The sequence below is a fragment of the Pseudomonas sp. 4CAES_32.4 genome (assembly GCF_058136335.1).
On record NZ_CM176882.1, the window covers coordinates 1,083,761 to 1,095,843 of the forward strand.

At 60.6% G+C, this 12,083-nt stretch carries 9 protein-coding genes; all 9 read right to left on the reverse strand.

Annotation, left to right across the window (positions count from 1 at the left end; genetic code table 11):
- Nucleotides 1–61: 61 nt before the first annotated feature.
- A complete protein-coding gene (locus tag AC3Y64_RS04740; RefSeq protein ID WP_007914291.1) occupies nucleotides 62–718 on the reverse strand; it encodes an alginate O-acetyltransferase AlgF in 657 nt (218 codons plus the stop codon).
- Between the two features lie 14 nt (nucleotides 719–732).
- Nucleotides 733–1,908 (reverse strand): alginate O-acetyltransferase, encoded by a 1,176-nt coding sequence (locus tag AC3Y64_RS04745; protein WP_489986617.1) that lies wholly within the window; start codon nucleotides 1,906–1,908, stop codon nucleotides 733–735.
- A gap of 10 nt (nucleotides 1,909–1,918) precedes the next feature.
- Nucleotides 1,919–3,484 carry an MBOAT family O-acyltransferase gene (locus AC3Y64_RS04750; RefSeq protein ID WP_064118394.1) on the reverse strand — a complete coding sequence of 522 codons (1,566 nt, stop codon included), beginning with the start codon at nucleotides 3,482–3,484 and terminating at the stop codon, nucleotides 1,919–1,921.
- A 210-nt stretch (nucleotides 3,485–3,694) separates the two neighbouring features.
- Nucleotides 3,695–4,819: a mannuronate-specific alginate lyase gene (locus tag AC3Y64_RS04755; RefSeq protein ID WP_489986618.1), complete on the reverse strand. Its 1,125-nt coding sequence runs from the start codon at nucleotides 4,817–4,819 to the stop codon at nucleotides 3,695–3,697.
- Nucleotides 4,820–4,827: 8 nt separating this feature from the next.
- Nucleotides 4,828–6,288: an alginate O-acetyltransferase gene (locus AC3Y64_RS04760; protein ID WP_489986619.1), complete on the reverse strand. Its 1,461-nt coding sequence runs from the start codon at nucleotides 6,286–6,288 to the stop codon at nucleotides 4,828–4,830.
- Nucleotides 6,289–6,298: 10 nt separating this feature from the next.
- Nucleotides 6,299–7,885, reverse strand: a complete 1,587-nt coding sequence (algG, locus tag AC3Y64_RS04765; RefSeq protein WP_489986620.1) for a mannuronan 5-epimerase AlgG — start codon at nucleotides 7,883–7,885, stop codon at nucleotides 6,299–6,301.
- 26 nt (nucleotides 7,886–7,911) lie between these two features.
- Nucleotides 7,912–9,393: an alginate export family protein gene (locus AC3Y64_RS04770; protein ID WP_489986621.1), complete on the reverse strand. Its 1,482-nt coding sequence runs from the start codon at nucleotides 9,391–9,393 to the stop codon at nucleotides 7,912–7,914.
- On the reverse strand, nucleotides 9,390–10,901 hold the full coding sequence (gene algK / locus AC3Y64_RS04775; protein ID WP_489986622.1) for an alginate biosynthesis TPR repeat lipoprotein AlgK: 1,512 nt from the start codon (nucleotides 10,899–10,901) through the stop codon (nucleotides 9,390–9,392). The genes AC3Y64_RS04770 and algK overlap by 4 nt, the downstream gene beginning before the upstream one ends.
- A gap of 9 nt (nucleotides 10,902–10,910) precedes the next feature.
- Nucleotides 10,911–12,080 (reverse strand): PilZ domain-containing protein, encoded by a 1,170-nt coding sequence (locus AC3Y64_RS04780; RefSeq protein ID WP_489986623.1) that lies wholly within the window; start codon nucleotides 12,078–12,080, stop codon nucleotides 10,911–10,913.
- Nucleotides 12,081–12,083: the final 3 nt, after the last annotated feature.

Genomic DNA, 12,083 nt, shown 5'->3' on the forward strand with positions numbered 1-12,083 from the left:
AAGCGGTGAGTTAGAAGCACGTCACTTGCAGCTTGAGGCTTGTAGCTGATAGCTCGAGCGATTAGCGAGTCGATACCGGGCGTTTCACCCAGACTGGCGACAGGCTGCTGCCGCTGCCGGTGACGTACAGCACTGCGGCTTCACCGCGCTCCAGGGCGACCGGTTTTACGTCGCCGACTTTCTTGTCACCTTCGTACAGCGCCAGGCTGACTTTCACCGGGTTGATTTCACGTTCGCCACGGCCCTTGGCGGCCACGTTTGGCACCACGTCGGTCTTGCCATCGGCGGTCTTCAGGGTCAGCGGCTTGTCGCTGAGGTTCTGCACGCGCACCAGGGATTTCTGCTTGTTCTTGAACGGCGGCTCTTCGATCAGTTGCGGCGCGCCGGAAGCGTTGTTGACCAGGGTGTAGTAGTGGTCACCGGCGAGTTTCACCGGCAGGGTCTGGCTGCCGACTTTGGCGCTGTAATCACCGCCCGGCATGAAGCTGAAGTCGCTGCTGGCCAGTGGCGCAACATCGCTCAGGTTGGTGCTGCCGACAGTGGCGCTGACTTCAGCGTTGCTGGCGTTGTAGACACGCACGAAGGTCGAGCCTTTCGGTGCGGTCGGGCCGTAGAGCGCGGCGTCGCCACCGGCAAAGGCAGGCACGGAAAGTACGCTGAGGCCAGCAACCAGTGCGAAGCTTTTAGCGAGACGACGAGGAGTAGTAGTGAAAGTCATGGTGTACCTCTCTTTCAGTTTTGCGCCCGATCGGGCGTCTCGGATTTAGTGTTGATTGCTACGTTTTGTTGGCGCGCGCCGGCTTGTTTAAGCTCTGCGACCCACTGCGGGTCGGCGTCGCCGATTTCGTTGTTCACAGGCAGATAACGTTCAGGAAACTCCCAGATCAGCACCTGTGGCGGGCTGTTCTTGAAGTCTTCGCTTTTCAGGTAGCTGAGCATCGGCAGGATCGGGCCGTGGCCGTCTTCGGCGTAGCTCACCACGTCGCTGTGCAGCGCTTGTTTAAGGGCACCGACGAAGTTCCAGTTGGGGTTGGCGCTGTAGCTGGTGCCGACCAGTGCCACCGGCACTTCATTGCTGGCGAACAGCGCGTCGTCGCCGGCAGGCTGATCGCCGGCCGCGACGGTGTTGCGTTTTTGCAGCGGCTCTTGCGCCGGCATCAGGTTTTCGAACAGCGGATCGAGCGGCAGGAACAGACGCAGATCCCCCTTGTGCGTGACCTTCTCCGCTGGCGTGGTGACGAAGCGCTGTGGCTCGCCGCTGAGCGGGAACTTGTCGGCGATGGTTTTCGCCAGGGTGTTGGCGGCAATCTCGGCGCCTTCCGGCGTCCAGTGCGTGTCGGTGCGCAGGAACACTTGTTGACCACTTTGCTTGGCCTGCTGGAACGGCTTGAGCAGGTCAGGGGCGAGGATCTTGTCCGCCGCCACGCGGTGGTGGAAATCCTGATAGAGGTTTTCGTGAATGCTCGCCGGTTTCACTTCACCCAGATGCTCCGGGTACAGACGAACCTTGGCCGGCACGATCGCCATCACCAGTTTCACGCCTTTTGCTTTCAGGGTCTGGCGCACGCCTTCGACCAGCGCGTAGTTGCCTTGCAGGTTCAGCTCTTCGTTGACGATCGGGTTGAATTCCTCATCGCTGTACAACCACTGATCGCGACCGAGCACCACGCCCGGACGACCTTCATTGAACAGTTTGAAATCCAGCGCGGCCCAGAGGTTGGTGCCCAGACGCTTGATCGGGAATTCATCGTCGTAGTGCGTTTCCACCGCCTTGGTCCAGCGGCCATTGAGCACGGTTGCATCGGCGTTGGTGCTGAAGCCAAAGAAGCTGCGAACCGACCACAGACCGAGGACCAACAGCGTCACCAGGAACAGGGCGATGTAGAAGATGCGTAATGAGCGGGTCATGTCAGATCCCTCAGAACTGGAAGTAAAGGAACGGCGAGAAGCTTTGCGCCGAGAGTTTGAGAATCGAGGCGATGAACAGCAGCAGAATCAGGCCGCGCATCACATAGCGGGACCAATCCGCGCTCCAGTAGGCCGGTTGCACCTGGGCTTCGACGCCGACGGTGTAGCCAGGCTCATGGATGCTCGCCGGGTTTTCGCCAGGCGCGGCTTTGATCATTCCCGGCGTCGCTGTGGCAGGGCCGTTGGCCTCGACGTTGACTTCAGGTTTGGTCTTGGCCGGCGGCTGATTGGTGTACAGATCACGCAGACCAAAGAACGCCAGCGTCACGTACGCCACTACCAGGGTCGCCACTTGCAGACCGGTGAGGCTGGCCTGATTGAGTTCCGACAGCGACCAGTCGCCGAAGCTGAACATCGCGCCGTACATACGACCGGCAACGTGCAGGTTCTCGGCGCGGAAGATCACCCAGCCCATGACCACCAGCAGGAAGGTCAGCGCCCAGCGGATCGGGTTGAGGCTGCGCGGCGAAGTGTTCAGGCCCAGCGCTTTTTCAATCGCCAGCCACATGCCGTGCCAGGCGCCCCAGACGATGTAGGTGATGTTCGCCCCGTGCCACAGACCACCGAGGAGCATGGTCAGGAACAGGTTGCGATAAGTCATCAGCGTGCCTTTACGGTTACCGCCGAGGGTGATGTACAGATAGTCACGCAGCCAGGTGGAGAGGCTGATGTGCCAGCGACGCCAGAACTCGGTGATCGACTGGCTGATGTACGGCTGTTTGAAGTTTTCCATGAAGCGGAAACCCATCATCAAGCCCAGACCAATGGCCATGTCGCTGTAACCGGAGAAGTCGAAATACAGCTGCGCGGTGTAGGCCAGCGCGCCAAGCCAGGCATCACCCGTGGTCGGGTTTTGCAGGGCGAAGCAATGGTCAGCGACCACCGCGAGGGTGTCGGCGATGAAGACCTTCTTGATGAAACCTTGCATGAACCGTGTGCAGCCCTCAGAGAACTTGTCGAGGGTGTGCGTGCGGTTGTTGAACTGGTCGGCGAGGTCGCGGAAACGCAACACCGGGCCGGCAATCAAGTGCGGGAAGATCGCTACGAACGCGGCGAAGTCGATCAGGTTGCGCGTGGCCGGGGTGTCGCCGCGATACACGTCGATGATGTAGCTGATCGATTCGAAAATGTAGAACGAGATACCGATCGGCAGCAGCACGTGGGTGAGGATGAACGGCTCAAGACCGACCGAGGTCATCATCGCGTTGATGCTGTCGACGCCGAAGTTGGCGTATTTGAAGTAGCCGAGGATGCACAGGTCGACTGCGACACCGAGCAACAGCCAGCGCTGCGCCGGTTTGGTTCGTACGCCAGCGGCACCGACTTTGAGGCCGATCCAGTAGTTCCACAGCGTGACGGCGGCGAACAGCGCGAGGAAGTCCACACGCCACCAGGCGTAGAACACATAGCTGGCAATCAGCAGCAGCAGGTTGCGATAGCGTTGCCCGCTCAAGTAGTACAAGCCGAGAAAGATCGGCAAGAACAGAAACAGGAACACGTTGGATGAAAATACCATCCCGATCTCTCCATGTTTGAACCAACAGTCAAGGGCCAAAGCCCCCCCAAACCCCCCACGAAAAACCCGGGGGATGTATTGCATCCAGATTCACCACAACCCTTGTGGGAGCTGGCTTGCCAGCGATAGCGTCGGGTCAGTCGACATCGGTGTTGAATGTCGGAATGCAATCGCTGGCAAGCCAGCTCCCACAGGGTTTTGTGTCCTGCCTTACGAACCTTTGTTGCCCTTTTCATGGGACGGGTCGTAGACCTTGGTCAGGTCGCCGCCGAGGCGGAAGGTCTTGAACGGCTGCATGCCGTGCTTCTTCTCGATCACATCCGGCGCACAGGTGTAGAGCGTGCAGAACGGTTCCAGCCAGGCGAGTTTCATGTCCTCTTTCAAATCGGTCATGTCCTGCTCTTTGCCGTTCTTCTTCTCGAATTCATCCGGGTCTTTCACCCCCGACAACACCCGATCACCGAGACGCTTCAGCGCACCGTTGTTTTCCTGGCGCAAATCAACACCGTTGACTTGGGCGAAACTGGCGATCATTGCCAGCGGCGGCAGGGCGTAGTTGTGATAGGCGAGGGCGCGTTGCTGGCGTTTGAGTTCGTTCGGCAGGAAACCGTCGGCATCGACTTGATTAACGCCAACCTTGTATTCCTTCACCGCCCAGTCAAACAGGTCGCGGCGGTTGGTCGCGACCGAAGTCGCCATCACCGACCATGCGGCCCAGTAGGAGTGGTTGTTGGTTTTTTCCAGCGGCAGGTTGTCCCAGTCGCTGACGACCTGATCGGCCATTTTGCTGAACCACGCCTCGATCAACTGCGCTTCCTGCTGATGCTGCGCCAGCGGATGCGAGTCGGAGAACTTCAGGCGAATGTACGAAGAGGCCATGCTGCCCAGCGCCCATTTGCGCATCGACTTGCCGGTGTGGTTGAAGTCTTTCGACATCAACGCATCGGCCTTGGCCCAGGCGGTCAGCCAGTTCAGCGTGCAATCAAGTTGTTCCGGACGACCGTCGCGCATGAACTGCATCACGCGTTTGGCGGTGCCGCGTTCCAGCGTGGTGATGTCTTTGGTGGTGTCGCGAAAGGCTTTTTCCGACTGCACGTTCAGCGTCGCGCGGGCCTTGTCCGAACCTTCGTATTTGCTGCGAAATTGCAGCGGTCCGGTGTACGGCGTCGGCATCGCATCACAGCCTTCGCTGTGGTCGCCGGTCTTGAATTTATCCACAGGCGCGAAATAGCCCTGAGGTGGACGCAGTGGCGCGGCGGCCTGCGCGGTGCCGGCGAAGATCGCCAGCCCGAGCAGCGTCGGCGCTAAAAGAGTTTTCAGTTTCGAGTTTCGCATAGCAGACCTCATTGCCCGACCTGAGCGGTTTGTGGCCCAGCGCCCGGGAATACGTTGCGTTTGCAGATTTTCGCTTCGACTTTCTGCGGCGCGGTGCCCGCTTCCGGGCCTTGGACTTCAACCGCCAGCAGGTTTTGCGAGGCCCAGTCTTCGTCCGTGCGCAGCTCAAAGGCGAAACGACCGTCGGTGTCGGAGGTTTCCGGTTTCTCGATCTTGATGTCCTCGTGGCGACCGTTCATGTACCAGAGGGTGGCTTGCAGGGTTTTCACCGAAGGGTCGGCGAAGCGGATGTCGACCTGATGGCTGCTGTTCTGCAGGTTCAGGTTCTTGCTGTTGACCAGCAGTTCTTGTTTGCCGCCCGGCTTGAGCGTGGTGCTCGCGGACATTTGCGCGTCTTTGCCTTCGCAACCGTTGTCGAGAAGGGACATCATCTGGCGGTAGATGGTTTCCTGGTCGAGGCGGTACAGCGGCGAGAATTCCCAGATCAGAATCTTCGGTGGGGTCTTCTGGAATTCATCGCTGCCGAGGTACTGCAACATCGAACCTTCCAGACCACCGCCGGGGAACGCAACGTTGAGAATGTCCGCGCCAATGGCCTCTTCGAGGAAGCCTGCGAAGTTGTAGTTCTTGCCGCTGTGCGACGTACCGACGAGGGTGATTTGCGGGTTGCCGGAATCGCCGAACAGGTCGCCGTCACCGGCCTCGCCCTTAGGCTCGGTGGTGAACTGGTCCATGTACTGGATCGCGTAACTGGTGCCGCACAGCTGCCCGGCCATGTTGTGCAGGGTGCCGGTCTTGCCCATGCGCCCGGAGCGCTTGGTCTCGAATTCACGCTTGGGCACGTCGGCGAAGGCCGGGATCTGCTTGACCTTTTCGGCGACGATTTTCGCCGTGCGCTGCGCACCGTATGGTGTCCAGTGTTGGTCACCACGGAAGTAGAAATCGTGGGCGGGCAGGGTGTCCGGCAGCGACTCATTGGTCAGCGGCGACAGGTCCGGCACCACGTAACCCATCTTGGCGAAACGGCCGAGCATGGTCTTGTAGTTGCCCAGCGCTTTCTCGTAATCGAACGCGGCTTTTTCCTGCGGGTTGAGCTTGTTGCGGTTCACCAGGCCACGCGTCGGCTGATAAACAATCACCAGCTCGACGCCTTTTGCCTTGAACGCATCGTGCAACTGTTGCAGACGCTTGTAGCCGGCCGGAGTGGTGTTGAACTCGGTGCGCAGGTCTTCCTGCGTCCGGAACAGCCAGTCGCCTTGCGCCTGCACCAGCGTGGTGAAGTTCTGCTGATAACGCGTGGTGTAGTTCTTCGCGTCGTGTGCAGCCGGGCACAGGTTGCAGCACGGTTCGGCGCTGAATTTTGGCGGCGTGGCTGCGGCGCTTTCGTCGGCGCGGGCGCCGTTGCTGGCCGCGAGAATGCCCACGGTCAGGGCCGACAGGCTGAGTAATTTGATCAAGTGTGGGTGCATAAAATTATCCTCAGTCCTGCATTTCGGTCTGGCGTTCGACAGGGTCGATCAGCACGGCTTTCTGCTGGCGCACCAGCAGGTCGAGAATTTCATCCTGGCGCTCGCCGAGGATGCCGTTGAAGCTGATGCCGCTGGATTTGGTCGGCGCCAGCATCGACACGCGATACAGCTCGACACTCAAAGGCGAATCGATCGACAGCGGGCCGCTGCCGTTGGCCGCTAGCTCACCGCCAACGACAATCAGCGACACTTGCGCATCGAACGGGTCGAGCTTGATGTCACGGTCGGTGTCGGTGAGGTCTTTGATGTGGCCATAGACGCCGGTCAAACCGTTGGCCATGGCGACGTTTTCGTAGAGGCGGATGTTCACGCTGTTACGAATGCGGATGCCGTGGCGCTTGTTGCTGATGACCTCATTGCCCCACAGCAGGTTGTCGGCGGACTCGTAGAGGGTGATGCCGTCGGTGTGGTTCTTGTAGATCTCGTTGTAGGCAATGATGTTGTTGACGCTGTTCCGGTCGATCACCAGGCCCGAGAGATGGTTGTCGAAACTCTTGTTGTTGAAGATGAAGCTGTCGTTGACCTCACGGGAAATAATGATCCCGTGCTTCTTCTTCGTGCCGTGCACGGTGTTCTCGGCAATGATCAGACCGTGGGAACGGTCGTGCGGGTCGATGCCGTAAACGATGTTGTCTTTGTAGGTGTTGCCCTTGACCACGAAGTCGCGGGTCTCGTAGCAGTAGAAGCCGTACCACATGTCGGAGAACTCGGAACCGACGATCCAGCCAGTCGGTTCAGGGCGCTTGAGCACCTTGGCCATGTTCGGCGTGTACTGGGAAATACTCACGCCGTACGACTTACTGTTGGCGTAACCGAAGCTGGCCATCTTGCTGTTGACGATGTAGGTCTCGGTGCCGCCCCAGGCGAGCAGGAACGGACGGAATTCCTTCGGCGAACGGAACGTTGCCGGGCCGTTTTCCTTCTCGCGCCAGCCAGTGATTTTGGTGTCACGGACGAACAGCTGACCGTCGTTGACCAGGAACGAGCCGGCCTCTTGCGACAGACGCAGTTCCTGGGTCTGGCCATCGATTTCGAGAATGCCTTTACGGCCGACGACGATCGGCAGCTTCGACAGGTACACGCCCGGTGAGGTCTCGCTGAAGTACTGCTTGGGCAGTTTCTTCGCCAGATCCTTGAGGTTCATGTAGCCGTCGTCGACGAAGATTGCCTGCGGGATGCCGTGCTGACGCACCACCCATTCGGCCATCTTGTTGTCGCCGCCGATGAAGTCCTTCAGCGCGTCTTCCTGCATCATCCGGCGCACGCTGATCTTGCCCGGTTTGCTGCGGACGATCTTCGCCGCAGCGGCTTCGGCGGTGAAGCCGGACAGGTCAGGCAATTTCGGCGCGGCCAGATTCAGCGCGTCGGTCGGCGCGCTGCTGACGGTGTAGGTCTTGGCTTGTTGCAGTTCTTTGGCCACGGTGGCCGGCTTGGCCGGTTGTGGCGCCGTCGGCTCCACGTTGGCGAAGGCGCCGGCGCTGGCCAGCAGCATCGCGCCGGCCAGCAGGCTGAGTGAGCCTATCCTGGTGCTGATCATGTCGGGCACTCCCTTGGCGGTTTGCATCAGAAGCGCCAGATCACGTCGATGAACGCGCGGTGCATGTACGAATCAACCTGCTTGCCGTAGGCATCGCCCGGTTTGAATACACCGCCACGGAAACGCACGAGGGCCGAAGGCTCGTCGATTGACTGGCTCAACGCCGCCGGCAACAGGCCTTGCTTGAAGTACTTGGTGACGACCAGGTCCATCTCCTGACCGAGATCCTTGTTGCCGTCTTCAAGCGGCAGCGAGGTGCTGGAAAGGATGGCGCCGGTGACGTCGTCGGTGTTGTTTTCCACCGCGTTGATACCGTTGCTGCCGACTGGCTTGTTGCCGTCGACACGCCAGAATTTGTGGTAGATCAGGCTGGCGTCGTACTCGTCGTTGACCATCCACGAACCGAACAGCGTTGCGGTCTGCATGTTGTTCATTTCGCCACGGAACGCTTCGCCGAAACGGTGAACCCGCGAGCGCGTACCGGTGTAGTTGGAGCGGTTGCTCTCCAGACCGTTCTGCTCGTAATCGGCGCTGGCGCGGGCATACGCACCGCCGACTTGCCATTGCGGATCGAGGCGCAGACGCACACCGATGTCAGTAGCCCAGCCGTTAACGTCATCGCTGCGCTTGGCTTGCGCCGGGCGCGAACCATCGGCGTTCAGCGCGTTGACCGTGTCGCGGTCGCCGCTCATGCCGGTGATGCTGCCCCAGTAGTTGACGGTGTTGGTGTTGCGCCAGTTGTAGGCGTCGCTGTCGGCGGTCAGGCCGAGCCAGCTGATGTCGCCGTTCTCGGTTTTATCCAGCGAGTCGCGCGGAACGCCCGGCTCGGCGTAATCGAGTTTGCCGTCATCGTGGGTGTGATGACCGCGTATGCCGACCCACTGGCCAGGCGTCCACTGGTAGGCGGCATCGGCGTAGGCGTGCAGGCGATCCTTGTCTTTCGGCGCCAGCTCTTTCAAGTCGGTGCGGTATTCGCTGAAGCGTTCGGCGACACCGGCGTTGGCGCGCAACAGGGTGGTGTCGAAGGTCCAGTTCAGCGCTTCGATGTTGGTGTCGCGCCATTGGCCATCGTCATTGCGCAGACGCTGGCGACCGAACTTGAGCATCTCGCCCGGGTACGGTGTGAAGCCGCTGTAGCCCACCCAGAATTCGCGCATCGCCAGGTAGTTTTTCTTGGTTTCACGATCACCGCTGTCGGTGGTTTGTTCACCGTCGGATTGTTGCAGGGTGTCGGTTTCGATGATGTCGGTCGACGTCACGGCCTGACCCATGGCGTAGGCGCTCCACGCGCCGCTTTCGCCGTAGATCCACGGACGCAAATCGAGGCCGACGCCGTTGACGTCGCCGCCGCTGGCGGTGCCGAGGTCACGGTCGTCTTCGGACTGGCCGGTGACTTTCACTTCGAGGCCGAAGTTCTTGGTTTCAGTCATCGCGGCCAGTGTCGGGCAAGACCAGATCAGCGCGAAGGTGAGGCCAATACCGGCCTTCACGAATGGATTCAACTTCATAATTTTTCCTCGCCGTCTTCTTCTTGCAGGGCGTGCAGTTGCAGCGTGTTCTGGTTCAGAGCGCCACGGCTGGCTTGCTCTTGTTGCAGCAGACGTTGGGCTTCGGCCAGACGCTCGGGCGGCAATTGCGCGGCGAGGGTGGTCGCCAGCTCATCGGCTTGCGGGGTGTTTTGCGCCTTGGCCAATTGGCTGAATACGTAGGCGTTGACCGGGTCGGGTTGAGTGCCCTTGCCCTGGGAGAACAATTGGGCGATGGCGAAATCGGCGCTGTTCTGGCCGTTGCGCGCAGCGGTCAGCAAGTGGTCGAGAGCCTTCTGCGGATAGACCTTGCCGAGGTAGCCCCGACGATAGATCTGCCCGAGGTAGTAGTCGGCGGCGACTTCACGGCCAACGGCTTTCTGGAAATGTTCTTCGGCGACTTTGGCGTCTGCCGGGACCATTTTGCCTTCGTAGTAGAGCTTGCCCAGCAACAGTTCGGCGCGCGGCTGATCGGCGGCGCGGCCGTTGTCGAGGTTCTTCATCATCTGGTCGACGTCGCCCAGTTCCGGGTAGTCGTACAGCAATTGCGCGAGGGTGACCCACGACGCCGGGTAGCCGGGAGCGATCGGCTCAAGCAACGACTGCGCGGTTTTTTCGTCAGGCTTGCCCAGGGTCGAATCGGCCAGTACACGGGCCACGGAATCGACGCGCTGCGCGGTGACGGTGCCACGGCTGTAACCGGCCTGCATCTGCTTGATCAGCTCGGCCTGTTGCTCAGGCTGGGCGCGTTTCTGGTACACGGTGGCCAGTTCGACGTAGCAGATGTCAGTGGTGTTGAGCGCGGCTTTGCAGATCTTTTCCACGTCATCCAGGTGCTGGTCGTAGGTGCCCTGAGTGCGATACAGCAGCACCTGGGCCAGACCCGCTTCCGGGTAGCCGGATTTGCGCCACTGATCGATCTGCTGCTGGGCGTTGATGTTGGGGAAGCTGTGCGGGTATTGCAGGTACAGCATCGCCAGCGGGATCAACGTGTTGCCTTCGCCATTGGCGGCGGCTTTTTTCAGCAGGCTTTCGGCTTCTTGGTGCTCGGCTTCGGTGGAACCCGGCTTGGCCACCAGCAAGCGACCGAGACGCGCCTGAGCGCGCGGCGAAACACTGGCGGCGGCGCGGTAAGTCGCCTCGGCCTGTTTCATTTGCTCGGGGTCGCGGCTGTCGACCTGGATATCAGCGAGGCCGACTTGCGCTTCGCTGTAACCGAGATCGGCCAGTTGCTGATAATTCTGCGCGGCGGTGGCCGTGTCGCCACGCTTGAGCGCTTCGTTGGCCAAGCGCTGATCGGGCAAGCCGGCGCAACCGGCCAGAGACACTGCCAGCGCCAGCGAGCACACCACATGAACTCTGTGGGAGCTGGCTTGCCAGCGATTCAGGCGACTCGGTATTTCAGCAGGACCGCATTGATCCGATCGCTGGCAAGCCAGCTCCCACAGGGATCGTGGCGTTCTGAAAAGACTGGTGATAGTCACAGGCATGTCCTCGACTTAAAGACCGGCAGCCATGGCTTTGTCGATCAGCCAGTTCAGGTTCGGGCCACGGTCGCTGTTCACTTCCACCGGTCGGCCGGCGAGGCTGCTGTCGAGCGGCTCGTCAGGCTTGATCTGCACGCGGATGTCGGAGGACAGGTCTTCGCTTTTCAGGCTGGTGCTGCTGACGATCTTGCCGGTGCGGGTCTTGTCTTCGCCGGCGATCTGGAAGCTCACTGGGGTGCCCGGACGCACGTCGCCGAACTGGCGATAGGAGAAGCGCGCATCAACGTTGGCCAGGGTGTTGCGCGGCACCAGTTGGAAGATCACGTCGCCCTTGCTCGCGTACTGACCGTCAGCGACCAATTGCTGGGCCACGGTGCAATCGCACGGCGAAGTCAGGGTGCCGGTCATTTGCTTGCCAAACAGTTCTTCAACCTTGGCCGGCGACAGTTGATCTTCTTCCAGATGGCCTTTGAGCACGTCGAGCATGCTGGTGCTGAAGGTCGCCAGTGGCGCGCCTTTGGCGGCGACGCCGTCGGACTTGACCAGGCTCTGCACGGTGCCGTCGCGCGGCATGGTGATGTTCATCCCCGGCACGCTGACCAGACCGGCCTGCGCGTGGCTGACGAAGTACATGCTGTACACCGATTTGAAAATGAACCCCGCTGCAACCAGGCCGACCGCGAAGATACCGGCGCTGAAGGTCACCGCTTTCAGACGCCCGAACGGGGTCATGCCGGAACCGCCATCCTTGACCTTGCGCGCCTTGGTGAAGTTGTCGCGCTGCAGGGTCGCCAGCACTTCGCCGATGCTGACGATGTCGCCGGCCAGGTGCGAGGTAATCAGGTGGCGCAGGGTGGAAATGTCCTGCTGCTCGAGGTTCTGGAACTGGCAACCGACGCGACCGGTCGGGCGGTCGTAGGAACGCACTTGCAGTTCAACGTCCATCGCCAGACCGAGGTTGTCGATGACGAATTGCAGACGCGCCTTGTACACCTCGCCGATGGTCAGCGGCAGTTGCCCGGCGTTGAACGCCAGACCACCGGCGGACAGGTCGATGACCCGCGCTTCGACCGGTGTCCGGTCCGGACCGAAGAAGCGCAGTTTGGCCGGGATTTTCACGCGGGCGTGTTGGCGCTGGGCTTCGGATTCATGCACTACGTTGACGTTCACGGCGGTATTCATAGG